The 21,533-nt window shown below is 54.9% G+C and carries 21 protein-coding genes; 9 read left to right on the top strand and 12 right to left on the bottom strand.

Annotated elements, in window-relative coordinates; translation table 11 throughout:
* Positions 1-110: 110 nt before the first annotated feature.
* The 7 genes from CGA21_RS07210 to rclC form a co-directional block, all read right to left on the bottom strand.
* Positions 111-740 carry a glutathione S-transferase family protein gene (locus tag CGA21_RS07210; RefSeq protein WP_110750130.1) on the bottom strand — a complete coding sequence of 210 codons (630 nt, stop codon included), beginning with the start codon at positions 738-740 and terminating at the stop codon, positions 111-113.
* Between the two features lie 139 nt (positions 741-879).
* The gene (gene cynR, locus CGA21_RS07205) at positions 880-1,764 is read right to left on the bottom strand and encodes a transcriptional regulator CynR (RefSeq protein WP_110750131.1); all 885 of its coding nucleotides are present in this window, start codon (positions 1,762-1,764) and stop codon (positions 880-882) included.
* Between the two features lie 234 nt (positions 1,765-1,998).
* Positions 1,999-2,622, bottom strand: coding sequence for a glutathione S-transferase family protein (locus CGA21_RS07200; RefSeq protein ID WP_110750190.1), 624 nt, complete (start codon positions 2,620-2,622; stop codon positions 1,999-2,001).
* Positions 2,623-3,034: 412 nt separating this feature from the next.
* The gene (gene gorA / locus CGA21_RS07195; protein ID WP_188263866.1) at positions 3,035-4,396 is read right to left on the bottom strand and encodes a glutathione-disulfide reductase; all 1,362 of its coding nucleotides are present in this window, start codon (positions 4,394-4,396) and stop codon (positions 3,035-3,037) included.
* A 46-nt stretch (positions 4,397-4,442) separates the two neighbouring features.
* Positions 4,443-4,676: a hypothetical protein gene (locus CGA21_RS07190; protein ID WP_188263865.1), complete on the bottom strand. Its 234-nt coding sequence runs from the start codon at positions 4,674-4,676 to the stop codon at positions 4,443-4,445.
* Between the two features lie 108 nt (positions 4,677-4,784).
* On the bottom strand, positions 4,785-5,027 hold the full coding sequence (locus CGA21_RS07185) for a hypothetical protein (protein WP_177411616.1): 243 nt from the start codon (positions 5,025-5,027) through the stop codon (positions 4,785-4,787).
* Complete coding sequence (gene rclC / locus CGA21_RS07180; RefSeq protein WP_110750135.1) at positions 5,024-5,599, bottom strand: reactive chlorine resistance membrane protein RclC; 576 nt, start codon at positions 5,597-5,599, stop codon at positions 5,024-5,026. The genes CGA21_RS07185 and rclC overlap by 4 nt, the downstream gene beginning before the upstream one ends.
* 294 nt (positions 5,600-5,893) lie before the next feature.
* Between rclC and CGA21_RS07175 the strand changes: the two genes are divergently transcribed.
* The 4 genes from CGA21_RS07175 to CGA21_RS07160 all read left to right on the top strand — a co-directional run bounded on the left by CGA21_RS07175 (position 5,894) and on the right by CGA21_RS07160 (position 10,296).
* Positions 5,894-6,799: an AraC family transcriptional regulator gene (locus CGA21_RS07175; RefSeq protein WP_110750192.1), complete on the top strand. Its 906-nt coding sequence runs from the start codon at positions 5,894-5,896 to the stop codon at positions 6,797-6,799.
* Positions 6,800-7,108: 309 nt separating this feature from the next.
* The gene (locus CGA21_RS07170; RefSeq protein ID WP_188263864.1) at positions 7,109-7,885 is read left to right on the top strand and encodes an alpha/beta fold hydrolase; all 777 of its coding nucleotides are present in this window, start codon (positions 7,109-7,111) and stop codon (positions 7,883-7,885) included.
* Between the two features lie 134 nt (positions 7,886-8,019).
* Entirely contained in the window at positions 8,020-8,559 is a 540-nt protein-coding gene (locus tag CGA21_RS07165) for a cytochrome P460 family protein (RefSeq protein WP_110750137.1), read from the top strand.
* 345 nt (positions 8,560-8,904) lie between these two features.
* Positions 8,905-10,296 (top strand): MFS transporter, encoded by a 1,392-nt coding sequence (locus CGA21_RS07160; protein ID WP_223194053.1) that lies wholly within the window; start codon positions 8,905-8,907, stop codon positions 10,294-10,296.
* A 138-nt stretch (positions 10,297-10,434) separates the two neighbouring features.
* Here the strand turns inward: CGA21_RS07160 and CGA21_RS07155 are convergent, their stop codons facing one another.
* Positions 10,435-11,346, bottom strand: coding sequence for an SDR family NAD(P)-dependent oxidoreductase (locus tag CGA21_RS07155; protein WP_188263863.1), 912 nt, complete (start codon positions 11,344-11,346; stop codon positions 10,435-10,437).
* A gap of 275 nt (positions 11,347-11,621) precedes the next feature.
* Here CGA21_RS07155 and CGA21_RS07150 point away from each other — a divergent pair, with 275 nt between their 5' ends.
* Positions 11,622-12,542 (top strand): LysR substrate-binding domain-containing protein, encoded by a 921-nt coding sequence (locus tag CGA21_RS07150; RefSeq protein WP_110750139.1) that lies wholly within the window; start codon positions 11,622-11,624, stop codon positions 12,540-12,542.
* Positions 12,543-12,718: 176 nt separating this feature from the next.
* Here CGA21_RS07150 and CGA21_RS07145 read toward each other — a convergent pair whose 3' ends face one another.
* Positions 12,719-13,639 carry a LysR family transcriptional regulator gene (locus CGA21_RS07145; protein ID WP_188263948.1) on the bottom strand — a complete coding sequence of 307 codons (921 nt, stop codon included), beginning with the start codon at positions 13,637-13,639 and terminating at the stop codon, positions 12,719-12,721.
* A gap of 70 nt (positions 13,640-13,709) precedes the next feature.
* Between CGA21_RS07145 and CGA21_RS07140 the strand changes: the two genes are divergently transcribed.
* Positions 13,710-14,624, top strand: a complete 915-nt coding sequence (locus CGA21_RS07140) for an SDR family oxidoreductase (protein ID WP_223194052.1) — start codon at positions 13,710-13,712, stop codon at positions 14,622-14,624.
* A gap of 253 nt (positions 14,625-14,877) precedes the next feature.
* Here CGA21_RS07140 and CGA21_RS07135 read toward each other — a convergent pair whose 3' ends face one another.
* Positions 14,878-15,762 (bottom strand): LysR family transcriptional regulator, encoded by an 885-nt coding sequence (locus CGA21_RS07135; protein ID WP_188263862.1) that lies wholly within the window; start codon positions 15,760-15,762, stop codon positions 14,878-14,880.
* Positions 15,763-15,928: 166 nt separating this feature from the next.
* On the opposite strand from CGA21_RS07135, the gene CGA21_RS07130 reads away from it, so the two are divergent.
* The 3 genes from CGA21_RS07130 to CGA21_RS07120 all read left to right on the top strand — a co-directional run bounded on the left by CGA21_RS07130 (position 15,929) and on the right by CGA21_RS07120 (position 19,184).
* Entirely contained in the window at positions 15,929-17,284 is a 1,356-nt protein-coding gene (locus tag CGA21_RS07130) for an MFS transporter (RefSeq protein ID WP_042955354.1), read from the top strand.
* 15 nt (positions 17,285-17,299) lie between these two features.
* Positions 17,300-17,755: a type II 3-dehydroquinate dehydratase gene (locus CGA21_RS07125; RefSeq protein WP_188263861.1), complete on the top strand. Its 456-nt coding sequence runs from the start codon at positions 17,300-17,302 to the stop codon at positions 17,753-17,755.
* A gap of 133 nt (positions 17,756-17,888) precedes the next feature.
* Positions 17,889-19,184, top strand: coding sequence for an OprD family porin (locus tag CGA21_RS07120; protein WP_188263860.1), 1,296 nt, complete (start codon positions 17,889-17,891; stop codon positions 19,182-19,184).
* Positions 19,185-19,354: 170 nt separating this feature from the next.
* Here the strand turns inward: CGA21_RS07120 and CGA21_RS07115 are convergent, their stop codons facing one another.
* Complete coding sequence (locus CGA21_RS07115) at positions 19,355-20,716, bottom strand: heavy metal sensor histidine kinase (RefSeq protein ID WP_110750145.1); 1,362 nt, start codon at positions 20,714-20,716, stop codon at positions 19,355-19,357.
* Positions 20,713-21,384: a heavy metal response regulator transcription factor gene (locus CGA21_RS07110; RefSeq protein WP_110750146.1), complete on the bottom strand. Its 672-nt coding sequence runs from the start codon at positions 21,382-21,384 to the stop codon at positions 20,713-20,715. Before CGA21_RS07110 ends, CGA21_RS07115 begins: the two co-directional genes overlap by 4 nt.
* Positions 21,385-21,533: the final 149 nt, after the last annotated feature.

Here is a 21,533-nt window from a genome sequence, read left to right as displayed (position 1 = left end):
CACGCGCCGTCGGGCTGGCAGCATGTACGTAAAGCGTCCTGGGAGAACTGCGAAACAAGGAAAAGGAGCTTACCGGAATTATTCTCCCGGCAAGCCCCTTCTGAATCGAGTCAAGCCTCTTGCAAGCCTACAGCAGTGCGTTGCATGCCAACGAAGTTCTGCAACCCTTCGATGCGGCTCAACCAGGCACGGACATTCGGGTAGTCAGTCAGCGCCACGTTACCTTCCGGTGCGTGGGACACGTAAGTGTAGGCGGCAACATCGGCGACGGTCGGCTTGTCGCTGGCCAGGAATTTGCTCTGACCCAGCTCCTCCTCCATGACCTTGAGCAGGGCATGAGAACGTTTGATCGTTTCTTCGGCGTCATAACCGGCACCAAACACGGTAATCAATCGCGCGGTGGCAGGGCCCGAATTGATTTGACCGGCGGCCACCGACAACCAGCGTTGAACCTTGGCTTGCTCTAGCGGATCGCTCGGCAGCCATTGGTCCTTGCCATATTTGGCGGCGAGATAAACCACGATGGCGTTAGAGTCTGCCAGGACGGTGCCGTTGTCATTGATCACCGGCACTTGGCCAAAACGGTTGAGAGCCAGGAAGTCAGGCGCTTTGTGCGCACCCTTCATCAGATCCACGAATACCAGTTCGGTTGGCAGTCCAAGCAGGGACAGCATCAGTTCGACCCGATGAGAGTGGCCAGACAAAGGGTGACGATAAAGTTTGATCGCTTGCTGGGACATGACGTGCTCCGATTGTTGTTTGAGTTCGACCCGGTGATCGCGTCGATGGAGTTATCTTCCCCTCCTCTCATAAACAGCGGAATGACCAGCAATTACAATCCAGCATTACGTTGCGTGTAATGATCATTTTTTTCCGAACCTACTGCCCCACCGACACGCCCAGCATCAAGTCCATAAAAGCGACTGACGCCGCGCTGTGATAGTTGTTTTTACGCCGTAACAGGGCGGCGCCGCGCCGAGGCCCCTTGTCCAGCAGCGCGATCCTGCGCAGGGCTCTGTCCTGGGTAGCGATGGGCTCCGGAAGAATAGTGGCGACCGCCGTGTGCCGCATGACTTCCAGCAGAGTGTTGACCGAATTGACCTCGATCACCACCTTGGGTGTGATCTGCGTCTTGGCGAAGTACTCGTCAATACAGATGCGGGTGGCGAAGTCGGGAGTCAGCAACGCAAAGTCCAATTGAGCGACCTGCTCGGCGGTCAACGGTTTCTTACAGTCGTACAACGGATGATCCCGCCCCACCACCAGCCCCAGGGTTTCAATAAACGCTGGGATCGTTTCGATGTCCGGGTTTCGCACCTCATCAAACGCAATGGCGATATCCAGTGAGTCATCCGCCAGGCCGGTTTCGATATCGGCCATGGAGAGTTCAAAGATCTCCAGATGGATATTTGGATAGAGAGCCATGTAGTCGCGCATCAACGGTCCTACCAGGTAAGCCATGAACGTCGGTGTCATGGCCAGGCGCAGGGTGCCGCGGGACAGATCCTTCACATCGTGCAATGCGCGCTTGCCAGCTTCCAACTCAACCAATACTCGACGCGCACATTCGATGTAGGCTTGCCCCGCATCGGTAGGTTTTACCGTGCGCGAGGTTCGGTCGAACAGCACTACGCCGAGCGTCTCTTCCAACTGTCGGATCTGTTGCGACAAGGTCGGCTGGGAAACATGCAGCGCCTCGGCGGCGCGGGTGAAGCCGGCGTTATCGGCGACAGCCAACAAATAGCGCAAGTGTCGTAGCAGCATGGGAGGTTCCCGCTATAGGCCCCGCTTATGCGTACATTGTATATCGGTCTTGGATGCTATCGAGCAACCAGCAGAACATTGCTTCACACCCAAGAAACAGGCTGGATGCGAGCTTTAAAAAACGTTTTTACACAACCTCTATCGAGGATGTGTAAAAACGTCAAAGGGGAATTTTCAGTGCTTATTCCAGGGTGTTCGCATGCTTGGCTTTCGCAAGGGTGACCAACCACATACCTACTGCGGTGGTGTGGCTTTGAAGCTGGGTAGTGCCTGAATCCGATTCCACCAGTCAGCGAATCCGCTGATGGCAAATACTTGCTCCGCGTCCGGAGTCATCGCCAGATAAGCGCACGCCGGTGCCAGGTACAAATCGCCAATGCTCAACGCCGGGCCGGCAAGAAAAGGATCACTGCCTTTGATCTTCATCAACTCGGTTAGCACCAGTTTGGATTTTTCGATGCCTTGGAGGCGGGAGGCATCGTTCTGTCCTCCGATAAAGTCGGGGAACAGGTAATAACCGAAGACTGGAACCATCGAGCCATAGCCATAGGAGTCGTAGATTGACTGAGCCATATGACTTCTGGCTCGATCCCGAGGCGTTTTTGGGGTAAGCGAAGTCCCAGGCAAGACCTCGTCCAGGTAACTCATGATCGCCGCCGTTTCGATCACCCTGAATCCATCGTGATCAATTACCGGCACCTTGCCGAATGCATGACGTGCAAGATGTTCCGGTGAATGCGGCTCACCTTTCATCACGTTTACTTGTAGCTGATTGAACTCCGCACCTTTCTCCTTTAGCAGCATCTTTACCGTGCGTACGTATGGGCTGCCATCAAAACCATAGAGAGTGAGGCTCATGACAATTGCTCCAACCTGGATGGACATTATCGAGACCCTGGCCTGCACTCCTTGTTGCGGTGCCAGAAGAACCGAGTCTGCAACACATCAAAAACGAGCTTGTCGGCATACGGGAGCAACGGGGGCGTGAAGGCCACTAAGGAGGTCAACGTCAGTTTGACGCTGCTGTAACCGATGTTGGAGTTGGCGTACACCCGGGCAAGCCCATTTAATGTAGACCATCCGATGATGAGTGAACGGAGCATTGACGACGAGTTTCATCGAGGCTTACTTCCACTACTCCGTTCAAACCCAGCTCAATTTCAAGCAAAGGCGCGAGGCCGATTCCGCCTGTTCTTCAGTGCGAGCTTGCCTACCAACCGGATCGCAACGGCCGAAAACATGATGCCAAACGGCAACACATACCAGGCGCTCATGGACCAGAGACTGGTGTCCGCAAGGTCACAAACTCTTCTGCTGAGGTCGGGTGCACGCCGATCGTTTCATCGAACAGTCGCTTGGTGGCGCCCGCTTTGAGCGCGATGGCCAAGCCCTGGATGATGTCTCCAGCATCGGGACCCACCATGTGCGCGCCCAGTACACGATCAGTATGAGCATCCACCACCAGCTTCATCAGCGTCTGTTCGGACGACTCCGTGAGGGTCAGTTTCATCGGTTTGAATCGGCTCTCGAACACCACGACTTCGTGGCCGTTTTCGAGCGCTTGTTCCTCCGTCAGGCCAACGGTGCCGATGTTGGGCTGGCTGAATACCGCAGTGGGGATGTGGCGGTAATCCACTGGACGATATTGCTCGGGTTTGAACAGTCGGCGTGCAACTGCCATACCTTCCGCTGTCGCCACTGGAGTCAGTTGCACTCGGCCAATCACATCGCCCAATGCAAGAATCGATGGCTCGTGAGTTTCGAAATTGTCATTAACGTCGATGTATCCCCGCTCGTTGAGTTCGACGCGCGTATTTTCCAGCCCCAGATTGTCGAGCATCGGCCGCCGACCCGTGGCGTAGAAAATGCTGTCAGCCTCTAGTTGACGACCGTCGTTGAGCGTCGCCAGCAGGCTGCTATCTGACTGTTTGTCGATCCGCACTATATCGGTGTTGAATTGCAGTTGCAGTCCACGCTTGGTCAGTTCTTCAACCAGATGCGTGCGAACTGATTTATCAAATCCACGGAGAAACAAATCGCCGCGATACAGCAGAGTCGTGTCGTCACCCAGGCCGTTGAAGATTCCGGCGAACTCGACGGCGATATAACCGCCACCGACAACCAGAACACGTTTCGGCAGCTGCTTGAGAAAGAACGCCTCATTCGAGGTGATGGCATGTTCGCGGCCTGGAATCTCCGGAATTTGCGGCCAGCCGCCTGTGGCAATCAAAATGCGTTCGGCGCTGAAACGCTGCCCATTGATCTCTACATGATGCGCATCGGCCAGTCGTGCATGACCTTCAAGCAGTGTTACGCCGCTGTTGATCAGCAGTTTGCGGTAAATGCCATTGAGCCGTTCGATTTCACGGTTCTTGTTTGAGATCAATTTTTCCCAGTCGAATTGGGCCTTGCCAGCAGTCCAGCCAAAGCCCTCGGCCTGCTCAAAGTCGTCTGCAAAATGCGACCCATAGACCAACAGCTTTTTCGGTACGCAACCGACGTTGACGCAGGTGCCACCGAGGTAGCGACTTTCCGCTACCGCTACTCTCGCACCGAATCCTGCGGCAAAACGCGCTGCACGCACACCACCGGAACCTGCACCGATCACAAATAAGTCAAAGTCGTAAGTCATCTCAATTCTCTGCAAGGCAGCATTACACAGGTGCTGTCGAATGTCGTTAAAGGGGAGAAAAACGAAGTTTCAATGCACGAAAAAATGGCGCACACAGTTTCAAGACCGAAGTCTTGTTCTGGTGCGTATTGAATCTGCGCGTGACAGGCGCCGCCCTGAGTTCGCTAGCCAGCGCCCCCATCAGGTGTGGCAACAAGAAGCCGCCTTCGAATTCGGTAGCGTTCATGGTTGGAGTGTCCAACCAAAGATTACCGTCGCAGGAATGAGTAACTTCAATCATGTGGGGACTCCCAGGGTGGACAACGAATTAACCCGAAATGAGTAATTGCTTCTGAGGGCCAGTCTCGCCATCCAAAGGCGATTAGAGAACAAGCACGGATGTCATGACTTAATTGTGCTGGGTGAAACAATCCGGTGATGCATTGCTCTGGAAATGTATCTGGAAGAGCGGACGCCTGTTCGCCCGCAGCGCGATTCTCTCCGGCGAAGGCGTGTAGGTTTTGGCGATATCGAGGGGCACCCCAGTCCAAGCAACCTCCTCCGCCGCCGGTGCGGCCGAGGCGCTGCTGGATAAGATGGCAAACGTTTGAGTCATCACGGGTTTCCAGATATTTTCCGATAAGCGATTCATGCGCGACTTTCCCGCAGGAGCTGGCGAGCGGAGTCGGCCATGACGGGTAAAGAGCCGGCAAGCATCAACACGTCCTTGAGCACCAGACGACCGCCACCGGACAAGTAAGGAAAACCGTGTTGAGCGTCACCAAGAGCACCCACCCAGGCTTCGGGCGTAGTGATCAGAAAGCTCAACGTCACCAGTGGCGTGCCGAAGGCCAATGCACCACCGAGCAACCCGGTGCGCCGTGAGATCGGGTTGGACAGTACCAACAAGCCAATTAGCAGTTCGACAATACCCAATCCAGTCGAGAATCCGTATGTGTTGTTGGCTGTCTGCCAGGCACGCTTTTCAGCATTTAGTTCGCCTTCATGAGTCAGGTGTGCCTTGTACTCTTGCGGGTGTTCATAGAAGAACGACATGAACGGGCTGTTGGCGACAAACGGGGTGATGCTATCCGCCTCATAGGGCACGAATTTGAGCGCGCCAATCCACAGGAAAACAACGCCGATTGCCAGGCGCATAAGCGATGCGCCAAAGGTGTCCAGCGTGCTGATGAATTTTAACCAGGCCGTAAATGAAGTGAGCATGAGACTTCTCCAGAAGATTGAATGTGGAGGTAGTCTGCGGTGTCAATGAGCGGTGTTTTTGTTCGTCATGCTCAAGTTGTTGCTTGATCGTCTCAAGGTGCCCTCCACGTTCTGATGGCGTAAAAAAACCTCGGCACTTTGCAGTGCCGAGGCTCTAGGTGAACACATGGCGGGCTAGTTTTTCAGCGTGTCATACGCTTCAAGTGTGCGCAGCGAATAGATGTATGCAGCACCTGCGTTCATCGGGTAGGTGTACTGTTTCAACACGCTCAGTTTTTTCTGCGAAGCTCTCAAATGAATTCAATCGACAAACTCATCAGCTTGGCCAACGTTCGGGGCAGCCTGGATCTGCGTTGTCAGTTTCAGGGGGATTGGGCTCGAGATCACAAACAGGAAGCCTTGGGGAAAGCGCCCTATCACATTGTGTTGGAGGGAGCGTGCCGAGTGGAGTTTCCGGATGGTCAGCGCCTCCCCATGCGCGCCGGTGACATTTTGCTGCTGCCCAGGGGCGCACCACATGTCATGCATAGCCTCGGGAAAACGGTACAACCAACATCACCGACGCTCGTCTCAGGTGGGATTTTGCCGACATACCGCATTGGGAATGTCAGCACAGATCTGGACATGCTGTGCGGTGGCTTTCACTACAATCGGGCTTCGATGTTGTTTGCAGCTCTACCTGAGTACCTGGTGATTCCCAGGGGGGCCTTAGCGGACAATGGTGTGTTAACGGCGTTGGTCGAGATATTGCGCAGTGAAGCAGATGGCGACCAGATAGGCGCTCGATTTTTGCTCGATGCGTTGTCTCAAGCGTTGTTCACTTTGATTCTGCGCGCGCATCTGGTAAGTCACGGTCAAGACAGCGGCACGCTTGCATTACTCAGTGATAAACGATTGGGTCGTGCCTGGCAGGCGATGCTGGCTGATCCTGCTTACGAATGGACAATAGAGGGCCTGGCCGAGACCGCGAGTATGTCTCGTGCAACATTTATGCGGGCTTTTGTAAAGGTGGCCGGCGTTTCACCGTGGGTGTTGCTTACGCAGGTCCGGATGGAATTGGCCTTCAGCCTACTGAGTCATTCCCACTTGGGGTTGAGCGATATTGCAGCCCAGGTTGGGTATCAATCGCAGGCGGCGTTCAGCAAGAAATTCAAGGAGATTTATGGTGAGGCACCAGGTCGGGTGCGGCGCGGAATTTAACGTTCTCCGAGCTTTCCATTTGTCGGAGAACTATGCGCTCGAAAGGAAGGATCTCTCCATTGAGAACGCATCCACGACCATTTCATGCAGTGAAACAGAAGATTGTTTTTTCTGGTCGTTCTCACCCTCTTGATTCAAGCAGACCATGACCCTCGCAGTTGCCCGATTTGCTGTCGGTCATAGAGGCGCGTGTTCTAAACGCTCCACGGACGCTATGCCACTCCCCTTCCCTTGGGACGCATAGGCGCCTCCACATCAATGTCAAATCGCCCCCACTGCGTCAAACCTATTCATATACAGGAACATGAGATGAACAAGTTATTCGCAGGTCTGGCCCTGGCGACGGCGATGGTCAGTTCGACCGCTGCGCTCGCTGCTCCGGTCAAACCAACCGTGGTGCTGGTGCACGGTGCCTTCGCCGATTCCAGCTCTTGGAATGGTGTAATCAAGATCTTGGAGAAAGATGGCTACCCGGTGATCTCGGCCTCCAACCCTCTTCGTTCGCTCAAGGGCGACGCACGATCGGTAGCTGATGTGCTGGCCAGCATCAAGACACCCATCGTCTTGGTCGGTCACTCTTATGGCGGTCCAGTTATCAGCGAAGCTGCCTACGGAAATGCCAACGTCAAAGCTCTGGTGTACGTCGCCGGTATTGCACCCGATACAGGTGAATCCACTGCCGACTTGGCTGGCCGCTTCCCAGGTAACACCCTGGGTCCAACCCTGGCTCCGCCCGTTGAATTGGCCGACGGCGGTAAGGACCTCTACATCCAACAGGACAAGTTTCACGATCAGTTCGCTGCAGACGTGTCGAACGCCGACGCGAAAGTGATGGCTGCGACCCAACGCCCTGTGACTGCAGCAGCGCTCAATGAAAAGTCGAGCGAACCCGCGTGGAAAACGATCCCTTCATGGTTCGTTTACGGCGACAAGGACAAGAACATTCCGGCACAAGCCCAAGTGTTCATGGCTGAACGTGCGCACGCCAAAAAGACCGTTGTGGTCAAAGGCGCGTCCCATGTCGTGATGGTATCCAATCCGAAGGTTGTTGCCAGCCTGATTGAAACGGCTGCCACCGCCAAATGACGGCTGCTCGCAACCGTCAATGGAGCGGTCGCGGCAATCGATCTACCGCATCTGGCCGCAAGGCCGGATGCACTTGCAGACCCTCGACAATGTAGTCGACAAAATTGCGTACATTCATCGTCGGAGAATTCGTGATGACTTCAAAATTGCTTGTTCTAACCGCGACCGTCAGTTTTCTCTGTGGGCTAGTTTTTTCAGTTGCTGCATCCGCTGATTCAACCCCTGGCCCAGTCGCAGAAGGATCTCCTGTGTTTGGCGTAACACTCCCGCCGGGCTACCGAAATTGGCAGTTCGTCAGCATTGCTCATGAAGAAGGTGACAAGCCTGACATTCGAGTCATTCTGGGAAATGATGTCGCGATGAAGGCATTTCGGGATGGAACTCTTCCATTTCCAGATGGCACGATCATCGCTCGACTCGCTTACAAGTATGAGTCTTCCGCGCAAAACAATGCCGCTTTTGGCCGGGAACAATCGTTCATCGCTGGGGAGCCCACCAACGTCCAGATCGAAGTCAAAGACTCTAAGCGTTATGCCAGCACGGGCGGATGGGGCTACGGGCAGTTTGAAAAAGGCAAGCCCAATCCCAGTGAACAGATCATCAATGGCTGCTTCGCTTGCCATAAGAAATTGCCCCCAGCGACGGACCTGATCTTCACAAAATACTCCGAGTAATTGACCGTCTCAGTTACTCAGCTTCGTATCGATCATGAATGTGCTCATGCCTTGTCCTCCTCGTCGGGGGACAACAAGGTGGATCAGTCGCAGTGCATGGTGGCCGCTAACCGCCACAAAGCTGACTTTCACGTAAGGCGGGGGTTGGCCAATGAGTGTCTCCCTGCGATCAAGAAGACACGACGTATATCCATAGGCTGGACTTATCCAAAGGATTGCATATCGGTCTTGGACGCTATCAAGCAAGCGACAGAAGATTGCTTCACACCTAAGCACCACCCATTGAGCAATTCCAACGAAGCAAACTTGATAGAAGAAACCACCCCTCTACATCTAGGAGCCAGCATGTCCAGACTAACAACAATGGATGCGCAGACCACCATTTCTCAGCCTGATGGGTTGCCTGAAAACGCCCGCCGCCTCGCTATATTTTCTTTGGCGATCGGTGTCGCCATGGCGTCACTCGACACTGCAATAGCCAATGTCGCTTTACCTGCAATAGCCACTCAATTGCAGACAACACCTGCATCATCGGTCTGGATCATCAACGTCTATCAGTTGGCGATGGTTGCAACGCTCCTTCCATTCGCTGCGCTGGGTGAAATCATCTCCTACCGGCGGGTTCTACTTTTCGGACTGTTTTTATTCACATTGGCATCGCTTGCCTGTGCTCTAGCCTGGTCGTTGCCTTCACTGGTCATAGCTCGGTTATTTCAAGGAATTGGGGCTAGCGCCGTTATGGGTGTAAATACAGCCATGCTTAAAGCTATTTATCCGACGCGCATGCTAGGTCGTGGCTACGGAACCAATGCCTTGGTTGTTGCGGTTGCTTTTGCAATCGGGCCGACCCTGTCATCCCTTATTTTGTCAGTCGCGAGCTGGTCATGGTTATTCGCAATCAACGTTCCGCTTGGCTTGGTCGCACTTTTCCTAGGGCGCAAAGTATTGCCTGATACCCGCCGGGCGACCCACAAGTTTGATGGTCTGACTGCCCTCTACAACATACTCGCGTTCAGCTTTTTGATTTTGTTATTCGGGGATGCTGCTCACCAGGAAAAGTTCACCACCCTAGCATTGGAATTGGCCACAACTGCCTTGTTCTTCGCACTGCTCTTGAATCGGCAGGCAGACCACAAGGCACCGATGCTGCCGATTGATCTGCTGCGCCGGCCCATGTTTGCGCTTTCTGTCGTAACGTCCGTATGCACCTTCGCAGCACAAGGACTGGCGTTCGTAGCCCTGCCGTTTTATTTCTACACGGCCCTTGGAAAATCCCCAGTAGAGGCTGGTTTTCTAATGACGCCATGGGCTGTCATGGTCGCGACAATGGCCCCAATTGCCGGCCGCCTGAGTGATCACTACTCTCCTGGCGCATTAGGCGGAATCGGTCTTTCGATACTGGCGGTGGGGTTGGTAACGCTAGTACTTGTGCCTGATGACCCGTCGACTTTGAATATTAGCTGGCGCATGGCTATGTCAGGCATTGGGTTTGGTTTTTTCCAGGCACCTAACCTCAAAGGTTTTATGGGTAGCGCACCAACGACACGTGCCGGCAGTGCAAGTGGCATGGTGGCCACGTCAAGGTTGGTTGGACAGTCAATTGGTGCGGCGCTGGTTGCTTATTGCTTCATGTTATCGAGCGAGCATGGCGCAACGTTCGCGTTATGGGCCGCCGCTGGGTTCGCAGCGACCGCAAGCATTGCAAGCTTTGCCAGAGTCGTTGCTGTGCGAACTTGAAATCTCGAAGGCCAGCATACTTTAATGATCGCTCAGCCGATTGCTCCCTCATAGGCAGTCATCGGCCAGAAGCGGGGATTCGCCAACAACCTGAACACTTCCGATGCCTATCAAGGTTGTTTTTTTTTGGACATAACCTCACCCAATCATCCGCGTGGCAACTTCCCACAACCGCTGCGCGTTATCTGGGTCAACGGCGTAGGGTGCCACGCCTGTGTAATCGGCAGGACGCTTGGTGACCACCAACGCTTCATTACAGTCCTCGAAATAACGACCACCAATGCCTTCCAACAGTGGAGACGCCGCCAGTAATACAGATGTCGCTGCACCCTGTTGCACGTTCTTCTGACGTTCAATTGGGGTCTTGAGCCCACCGGTGTGCTTCTGAAGGTTGGTTGCGATTGCCCCAGGGTTCAAAGCGTTCGCGAAAATGCCTTGCTCCGCCCAGCGGCGGGTGATTTCTACGGCAATGAGTGCGCATGCCGACTTGGCCTGGGCATATGACGCGAAAGCATCGTATGTGCGGAAGTCGAAATTGATGTCCTCGAAAACCACTGGCCCTAATAGATTAGCGTTTGAACTCAGCGATACAATTCGCGCACCTTCAGCTTTGATCAGGGCGTCTTGCAAGCCAAGCACGACCGCAAAATGTCCGAGAAAGTTGGTTGCAAATTGCATTTCCCAACCCTGTGATGTCAGCTTCCTCTCAGGAACGGCCATGATCCCTGCGTTATTGACCAGGATATCAAGTGGCTCTGACCAAGACATAGCAAACGATTTCACAGAGGACAGATCCGCCAGTTCGATTGAGCGGATTTCAACGGTGCCCCTGCCCCCAGAGCGCAGTTCGGCAGCAACCGATTCCGCCGCTTCCGGACGCCGTACTGCAAGCGTCACGTCTGCGCCGGCATTGACCAATGCGCGCGCTGTCTCAATACCGATACCAGAGGCTCCGCCGGTTACGATCGCCCGTTTACCAGTGAGATCGACCCCTTCAATGACCTCTTGTGCGGTTGAATGAAACCCGAACGGTGTAGTGATACGCGTCATGAATTATTGCTCGCATGTTTAATGGCCGCTGAGTCGAACTGACTTGCGGGACCGCCGGATGACCGGCGGAGGAAGATGCCTTCAACTCCAAGCGGCAACTGCACCGGGTACCGAGCCGGATCGTGCTGAGCCCGATCAAATCCCTGAATGCTCTGGATGCCAACATCTCCCTATGAAACCCGATCCGTGCAAAGTTGCTGTGGACCAAGATAAGCCTCAGCACTGTCGCAAACAATCGGGCTAATATTGGATGAACTGATGCAGGAATTAGCACAATGCAGAAATCCGGGCTGCTCGAACTTAACGCCGTGGTCGCGGTTTCTACTCATCGCAGCTTTCGTCGTGCGGCCGTGGAATTGGGAATGTCGCCATCAGCACTCAGTCATGCGATCGCTGCACTGGAGAAACGCCTTGGCGTGAGGTTGTTCCACAGAACCACGCGAAGCGTTTCTCTGTCTGAAGCCGGGGAGCAATTTCTGATTCGTGTGCAGCCCGCTCTGCGTGATATTTCCGCGGCTATGGAGGCGGTAAGCGAATTCCGCGATACACCGGCGGGAACCCTTCGTCTGAACACCTCCGAAGGTGCTGCGCAAATGGTGCTGACTCCAGTGGTACTGGAGTACCTGAGGCGTTATCCAGACATGCGGGTAGACATCGTTACCGATAGAAGTCTGGTTGACATCGTTGCTGGTGGATTCGACGCCGGCATACGGTTGGCGGAAAGCGTTCCGCAGGACATGATTGCCATTGCGATCACTCCCCCACTGCGCTTTGCAGTGGTCGGTTCCCCTCAATACTTCGCGAAATGCAAAAAACCAAAGGTTCCGGCAGATCTCCTCGCACATAACTGCATACGCGTGCGTTTCCCCAGTGGCACGATCTACAAATGGGAATTCGAGAAGCGTGGTGAAGAGCAAACAGTAGACGTCAGCGGATCGTTGACGCTTGACAGCCACCACCTGATGTTAGAGGCGGCTTTGCAAGGCGCCGGTATCGCCTGGACTAATGATTTCGCCGCTTGCGCCCATATAGCGTCAGGAAGCCTTATCCGCGTATTGGAGGACTGGACTCCTTCGTACCCGGGGCTGCGTCTTTACTATCCTGCGAATCGCCATATGCCAGCGGGCCTCAGGGCTTTCGTCAACATCGTCCGTGAGATTGTGTCGCAGACCTCAATCATGAAAAAGAGAGGCTGAGCTTTTACACTCAAGTTGGGGGCTCCTCGCCATCTACCTGCCTTCGCATTAACGTGCGAGGAGTTTTTAGCGAAGGTGATAGTGCTTGTGCTTAATATCCATCGGAGGATCCAGTGAATTCGATCTTGATCTTGTAGCAAAGCCGAATTGTGGCGTGTGCTCAATTGGCGTAGGCGTCAATCGGCACGAAAGTGTTGGCAGAGCGATTGTTGAAAATGCTCCAACAGAAAGTCGACGAACACCCGGGTTTTGGCCGGCAAAGATTTTTTGGAGGAGTAGTAAATCGAGACAACGCCTAGATCCACATACCAATCTGGCAACAGTCGAACCAGCTCACCGCGCTGCAACCTGGGCCACGCGCGATCCAAGGGTAGCAGTGCGACACCTAATCCCATCACGGCACAGCTGCATAGCGCTTCCGGGTCGTTCATGATCGCAGCTGGTTTCAAGTTAAGATCGAACCTTCCCTCTTCAGAATCACGAAGCGTCCAGCTCAGCAAACGCCCTGAGTTTGTCGAACGCATCACGATGCCATCTACCCCCTGCAAATCGCTGGGCGTAGTGGGTAGCGGTTTACCCTCAAGCCATGACGGAGCTGCGACAGCCACGAGATGAAGTTTGGACAACTCGCGCGCGACGACGCCAGGTGACAGTTCCATTCCACCACCGATAGCGACGTCAAAACCTTCGCCGATCAAATCTACGCGTCGGATTTCCAAGTGCCAATCCGGTACCACAGCGGGGTAACGCTGCTTAAAAGTCTTGAGCAATGGCAATACATAATCATAAGCGAGTGATGGGGCCAAATTGACCCGCAATCGCCCTTCGGGGACTTCTCGGGCATCACCTATTTGAGCGATGGCATCCTGGATAGTCTCAAGACCTTGGGAGACCTGTTGATAGAACAACTCTCCCGCCTCGGTAAGGGTGAGGCTGCGGGTGCTGCGTTGGAACAAGCGAGTCCCCAAGTTGGCTTCAAGACGAGCCACGTTTTTACTCACGGCAGCAGAGGAAACCCCCATCCGCCGTGCGGCTTCGGAAAAGCTGCTGGCTTCCGCGGCACGGACGAAGGATTCGAGATTACCTAGGGTTTCCATATTCATCTCCAACTTTTGGTTAAAGCTAATACTACCTTTTGAAGACTAATTTATCCTTGATGCTTTGGTCATGATGGCTTCTCACCTGGTTATCAAGATTGGAAATCAAATCACCATGGCAAAAATTCTCGTTACTGGCGCGACAGGCAGATTGGGCAATGCTGTCCTGCGGTCACTGGTACAAAAAATCCCGGCATCAGAAGTCGTAGCAATGGCACGTGATACTGAAAAGGCCAGGCCTCTGGCCGAATTAGGTGTTGAGGTACGCTACGGGGATTACACGGACTACGATTCGCTGGTGGCAGCTTTCAGGGGAGTAGAAAAAATCTACCTGGTGTCCGCCGTCGCGTTCAGTGATCGTATTGGCCAGCATCAAAACGCGATCACTGCCGCCAGCCGGGCGGGCGTTCGTCATGTGGTCTACACCAGTATTCAGCGGATCAACGACGAGCTGGCGCCTATTGAGGGCGTGACAGAGAGCGATATAGCTACCGAGCAATTGCTGGTGAAGTCCGGCCTCACGTACACAATCATTCAACACCCGTTATACGCCGACGATTTGCCATTCCTCATTGGTGCTAATGCAGCAAAAGAAGACTTCTGTGCCCCAGTAGGTAAAGGTCGCGCTAGCTTCGCCACCTATGCAGAACTGGCAGAGGCCGGTGCTTCACTGTTAACCCAAACAGGATATGAAAACCGCACTTGTCTGCTGAACGCGGGACAGACCTGGTCATTCCAGGAGATCGCTGACGGCCTGGCCTTACTGACGGGCAAAGCGATTAGTTACCAAGCGATTTCCGTTGAAGCATTTATCGCCGCTCGAGAGGCTGAAGGCTGGCCAACCGCAGTCGCGAAATTCCTCAGTGGCTGGGGTAATGCCATCGACAAAGGCGCTTTCGACCAGAGCAGTCATGCCTTGGAAAGACTGCTGGGGCGTAAGCCAAAATCCCTACACGAAATGCTTCGGAAAGTTTACTCCCTGTGAGTCATCATTCTTCCCTTCTGTGCGAAGAGCCGGCGGGTTGAGGCCTGGATGCCAGGACGTATGTACGGGTCAAGCAGCTGCGAAGTCAGGTCATAGAATCAAACTCCTTCCAGTTTCCAGCTATCATTTCAGCTCGAAACTGGAAGGATCAACATGCCAAACCGCCGCTCGCCTTCGACGTTGAATTGCTGGAGTCAAAGAAGACCTTCATGCGCGAAAATGTAATTACCAGGCGATTAAGTTCGCAATAGCATCAACCCCAACCATGAGCTTCCTCGATGAAGTGCAACACGGCGTTGGAACGCTCATCAATGCGCGAAATCAGAGAAAGCTCACTGACCATTTCCGGCTGAGCCAACGGAATTATCCGCACGCCAGGCATGGTCAGTCGGGTCATGGTTTCCGGCACGATACTCAAACCGATACCCGCTGCGACCAGTCCGGGGATGCTCATCAACGAGGGCACATACATGATGTTCTCCGGATGCAGTTGATTCTGTCGGCAGGCCTGGAGTGTGTGCGAGGTTAAGCCGATACCGGCAGTGTCCTGCAAAAATACGAATTTCTCGTGCCGCAGCATCGCCAGCTCGCCGGTAAAGCGTTCGGCTAGTTCGTGGTTGTCCGGCATGAGCAGGACGAGACTGGACTGACTGAAATGATGCGTGCGCAACCGGTCTGGAAGGTGATCCTTGAACACCCTGGCAAATGCCAGATCCAGCTTGTGATCGAGCAGCATTTCAAACTGCGCGCGAATACCCGCATCCACCAGCGACACTTTGACTTCGGGGAAAGTGCTGAAGTAATGCCGCAGCAATTGCGGCAAATTGGCCTCGAACAATGCCGAATGGTAGCCGATGTTGATTTCGCCGACTTCGCCCCTCCTGGCACGCCGCGCAGCCGCAATCGCCAGTTCGCTGGACTCAATGGATTGCCTGGCATGGGGCAGAAACGCCAAACCGGCAGCGGTCAATGCCACGCCACGGCTCTCACGCCGGAACAGTGCCAGGCCTAACTCTGATTCAAGGGTACGCATCAATTGACTGAGCGCCGGTTGTGCAATGCCCAGCTGCTCGGCGGCCTTGCTGAAATGCTGGAGGTCGGCCGCAACGACAAAGGCCTTCAGATGTCGCAGTTCCATTAGGCGTACTCATAAGGTTGGCTTATGTATTTGTGCAGATTTCGATAATTATTCTGCAAGCAGGATGCGTTAACGTCTACCCACTTCGACACGTTCTGTCAGCAGCCTTGGCCTGAACGGGAACGCGTGAGTACCCATAACCATAAAAACAACGACGAGCACCTCTATGAGCACGACAAGTCACGAGACTCATGATTCGCGCATGCCTCGCAAAGCGGTGACCGCCGCGACTATTGGCACCGCGCTGGAATGGTTTGACTTCACGCTGTATGGCGCGATTTCGGCAACCATCTTGCCCAAGCTGTTTTTCCCGGCGATGGAACCAACGGCGGGCCTTCTGGCCTCGCTGGCAACCTTCGGTGTGGGTCTGGCCGCTCGCCCACTGGGCGCGATTACCTGTGGCTACCTCGGCGACAAACTGGGCCGTCGTAACCTGATGCTGGCCACCGTGACCCTGATGGGTCTGGCGTCAGTACTGATGGGCCTGTTGCCGACTTATGGTCAGATCGGTGTCTGGGCACCGATCCTGCTGGTGCTGCTGCGCATCATTCAAGGCTTCGCGCTGGGCGGTGAGTCCACCGGCGCCCAACTGATGGCCTTGGAACACGCCTCACCCGATCGCCGTGGTCGCTATTCGGGCATGCTGGGCCTGTGCTCACCGCTTAGCCAGATTTTGGCCAACGGCGTGCTCATGGGACTGGCCGCCACGTTGTCCAGCGAGCAGTTTGAAAGTTTTGGCTGGCGAATCCCCTTCCTCCTCAGTTTCATACTGGTGGTGGTCGGAATCTTCATCCGCCTGAAAGTCGATGAAACACCCGCGTTCGTTGCCTTGAAAAAAACTCCGGTCAAACAGGAAAAAAGCCCACTTAAATCCGCCGTCGGCAGCCACTACAAGACCATCCTGCGCTTGATGTTGTTCTTCTGCTCGCCCGCTGCCCTGTTCTATCTGATCGTGATCTTTTCCCTCAGCTACCTGACCAAGCACCTGGGCTTTAGCCAGCAGACGGGTTTTATGTCGCTGATGGTGGCAAACGTCTGCGCGATTTTCGGTGCACTGGCCGGTGGTTACCTGGCGGATCGCTGGGGTCGAAAAAAGGCGCTGGCGCTGGGTTCGTGCATGACCTTGCTGATCCTGTTCGTGTACTTCCCGATCCTCAACACCCTGAACGTCCCCGCCATCATGGCAATCATGGGGCTGTTCCTGGGCTTCACCCAATTCCAGAGTGGCATCCAGCCCGTGGCGTTCGCCGAAGCGTTCCCGACCCAGGTTCGTTATTCGGGGTCCGCACTGGCCTACACCGGCGCCAACCTGGTCATTGGCGGCCCAATGCCAATGATCGCGGTCTATCTGATGGCCCAGTCGAACAACTCGCCGTGGCCTCTGGTGACGCTGTGCGCGGTGATCAATCTGATCTCGCTGGCGATGATCGTCATCGGTCCGGAAACCCGAGGCATTGACCTAAATACCGTCGCCGCACAAGACACCGTTGATACCACCCCCACCGCCATACTCACTAAATAAAGCAGCAGGACGACCATGAACCGCACTGTCTTCATCCTCAACGGCCCTAATTTGAACCTGCTGGGTCGTCGCGAGCCGCACATCTACGGCCACACCACGCTTGATCAGATTCGCCAGACCAGTGAAAGACTGGCCGAGGAACTTGACCTGGTCTGCGACTTTCGCCAGACCAACCACGAAGGCGTGATGGTCGACTGGATCCAGGAGGTTTTTGAACAGGGCGCGGCGCTGATCATCAACCCGGCCGGCTTTTCGTTTCACTCGATTCCGGTACTCGATGCCCTGAAGTTGCTCGACGCACCGCTGATCGAACTGCACCTGTCGAACATCCACGCCCGCGATGAACTGCATCGTCACTCGATCATGTCCGGGGTGGTCAACGCCGTGATTTGCGGCATGGGGGCCGACGGTTATCCCCTGGCTATCAGGGCCATTGATGACCTGCTGCGCCGCAAGGCCCTGGGCAACTGACGCATCTCATCGCTTACCCCTGATACGGCGGTCTCTTTGGCAGAAGGTTGCCCGGGCCGCCTGCGCCTGAAATCCAGGTGCCGACCTCATAAGTGCACACAAAAAAACAACAATCCACTGCGAGAACACCTCCATGTACTCCCCTCTTTTTCACTGCAACGTGCCCGTACGACGCTCCTTGATAAGCCTGGCCCTGGCACTCGGTGCAGGACAGGTCGCCGTTGTCCAGGCCGATGAAAACAGCGGTTTTATCGAGGGCGCCAGCGCCACGCTGAATCTGCGCAACGCTTACATCAACCGCAATTTCGTCAACCCCGCCTATCCCAGCAGCGCCGCGCCTCAGGGTAAGGCTGAGGAGTGGACGCAAAACTTCATCCTTGACGCCCGCTCCGGTTACACCCCGGGAGTCGTAGGGTTTGGTGTTGATGTGCTGGGGCTTTATTCACAGAAACTCGACGGTGGCAAAGGCACGGGCGGCACTCAGCTTTTGCCTATCCATGATGACGGACGCCCGGCCGACAATTTCGGACGGCTTGGCGTTGCCGCCAAGGCCAAGGTGTCGAAAACGGTGGTCAAGGTGGGCGAGTGGGTCAGCACGCTGCCGATTCTCCGTTCCGATGACGGCCGTTCGTTGCCGCAGACCTTTCAAGGCGCCCAGATCACCTCCCAGGAAATCAGCGGATTGACGTTGTACGGCGGTCAGATCAGGCAGAACAGCCCGCGTAACGACGCCAGCATGGAAGACATGTCCATGAACGGCAAAGCGGCGTTCACGTCTGACCGATTCAACTTCGGTGGTGGTGAATACACCTTCAACGAGAAACGCACCACCATTGGACTCTGGTATGACGAACTCAAAGACATCTATCAGCAGCAATACATCAGCTTGACCCACAGCCAGCCGGTGGGCGACTGGACGCTCGGCGCCAACATGGGCTTTTTCACCGGCAAGGAAGACGGTGCCGCCCTCGCTGGCGACATGGACAACAAAACCGCCTTCGGCCTGTTCTCGGCAAAACTGGGGGGCAACACCTTCTATGTGGGCTTACAGAAACTGACCGGAGACACTGCCTGGATGCGCGTCAATGGAGCCAGTGGCGGCACGCTGGCGAACGACAGCTACAACTCAAGTTTTGATAATGCTCAGGAACGCTCCTGGCAGGTGCGCCATGACTTTAATTTCGTCGCAGTGGGCCTCCCGGGACTGACCATGATGAACCGCTACATCAGTGGCGACAACGTGCACTCGGGAGCGTTTACCGATGGCAAGGAATGGGGGCGCGAGTCAGAACTGGCTTATGTGGTGCAGTCCGGCACGTTGAAAAATCTAAGCGTCAAATGGAGAAACTCAAGTATCCGCAAGACTTTCAGCACCAATGAGTTTGACGAAAACCGGCTGTTTATCAGCTACCCAATGTCGTTGTTGTAGGGGGGGCAGTTGAGCCAACTGCGCTCATCAGTATGTAGTGGTCAACTAATCCCGGACACGACGTTAAGTTTTTCTTCGGCGCGAGCTGGGGCCAGCCCGCCGATGAATTGTGCCTTTATGTGTTGTGAACCTCTCTCGCAGCATTGAGTTTTATACCGCTCTACCCGGCTTTAAAGAGGGAATTCCAAGTGAAAGGTCGTGCCTGCTTCAATGCTATCAACGGATACGCGACCGCCATGCAGTTGCATGATTGAGCGAACAATGGCCAATCCCAGACCACCGGAATCGTCGGGTTGATTGCGTGAAGGGTCGCACCGGTAAAAGCGCTCAAACAAACGCGGTAGATGTTCTGCTGCAATCGGCTCGCCGTGGTTGTGCACCGTAATTTCGAGCGTGTCTTGCGAAACCCTGCTGCTAATCGTCACTGCAGATTCGGGAGTTGCGTAGCGCAGCGCATTGGCCAGCACGTTAGCCAATGCTCGACGGATCAAGCCTGGATCACCCACCAACTGATCCTGAGTCCGGTTTATCAGTTGCACATCTCGCTCTTGCGCCACGCCTTCAAAATACTCACATAGCTGCTCGATCAGACCGTGCAGGTTGATTTGCTCGCGTTTTACGCAAGCGTTTGGCTGCTCGGTGCGAGCAAGAAACAGCATGCTGTCGATCATTCTCGCCAGCCTTTCATACTCTTCCTGATTGGAAACCAGCAAGTTCTGATAGTCCTCGATAGATCGACTGCGTCTCAGGGCTTGCTGGGTATGTCCCATCAGGTTGCCAAGCGGGGTTCGCATCTCATGGGCGAGGTCTTCCGAGAAGCGTGAAAGCTGGGCGAATCCATCCTCAAGGCGTGCAAGCATCTGGTTGAGGGCGCTACAGAGCAGCTTGAGCTCATTCAGTTCATCGAACTGATCCAGCCGCAGATGCAGATGCTGCACATCGATTCCCGCTGCGCGCTTGGCCAGCAGGCGCACAGGGTGCAAGCCTCGTTGACTGACCCACCAGCCGAATGCGAACGCCAGCAGCGCACCGACTGACATGGCCAGCCAGAGCTTGAGCCGGTAAGCCCCCAGCATTTGGTCGCGCTCCCCCAATAACTTGCCAGCAATCAGGGTCAAACCGCGATCACCCTCTATTACATCCTGCCAGGCAAGCCGCACTGGCTCGGAGGAGTGATCGTCGACGAGGCGTGCGCGGGGTGCAGCGGGCAACTTAGGCAAAGTCATTCGCACTGGGTTGATTTCGATTAACACCTTGCCAGTGTCATCGACGATCCATAGCAGGCTGTCGCGATTGCCCAACATGTTTTCATAGAGCTTGGGCCGACCTCGCAGTTGCTCAATGCTGTCGCTATCGCTGATCAAGGCTTGCATTCGCTCCAGGCGTCCCAGTAAGGCCTGGTCATCGCGCCAGGCAATCTCTCGCTGTAATGATTGATAAAGATAAAAACCAATGGAGCCCAGTAACGCTGCGCTGACCAATGCGAACATGATCGCCAGACGCAGGCTCAAGGTGCGCGGAAACAGATTCAAGGTTGCACCTCAAGCATGTATCCGATACCACGCACTGTGTGTATCAACTTGAGCGTGTATGGATCGTCAACCTTGGCCCGCAGTCGACGGATAGCGACATCCACCACATTGGTGTCACTGTCGAAGTTCATCTGCCAGACCTGAGAGGCGATCAGCGAGCGCGATAGAACCTCCCCTTCACGACTCAGCAACAGATGCAGCAGGGAGAACTCCTTGTTGGTCAGGGTGAGGCGCTCTCCGTTGCGCGTCACCTTGCGCCGCAACAAGTCCAGGCTCAGGTCGCCCGCCACAAAATGCTCAACCTCGCGAGGCGGGCCACGGCGCAGCAAAGTGCGTACGCGCGCCAACAGCTCGGCATAGGAAAAGGGTTTGACCAGATAATCATCGGCCCCCAACTCCAGCCCCTTGACCCGATCATCAACCGAATCACGTGCGGTGAGAAACAGCACCGGGGTCTGCCACTTACGCCGGATGATTTGCAGCAATTGCCAGCCATCCAACCCCGGCAGCATGACATCCAGAATGATCAGATCGAACTCACTCTCCTGTGCCAAATGTTGGCCATCCAGCCCGTCAAGGGCGATTTCTACGACATAGCCCGATTCAGTCAGGGCTTTGCGCAGGTAATCCGCCATTTTCGTTTCATCTTCAACCACCAGGATACGCATTTTTTCCTCCAGGACTGGAGCACAGGCTAGCCCGCTTCGCTGATTTCTCACATTACATATTGGTAATCCGCAGGCAATCATTCTGACGGGGTGCGCTGTTCATGATGTCTGGCAATGACTCAGACAGACCCAACCCACCAAGGAAACAG

Source organism: Pseudomonas sp. PSB11, assembly GCF_014596605.1.
In the GTDB taxonomy this organism is placed as follows: domain Bacteria; phylum Pseudomonadota; class Gammaproteobacteria; order Pseudomonadales; family Pseudomonadaceae; genus Aquipseudomonas; species Aquipseudomonas umsongensis.
Note: the sequence above shows the minus strand (reverse complement) of the source record. Positions and strands in the feature narration are given on the sequence as shown.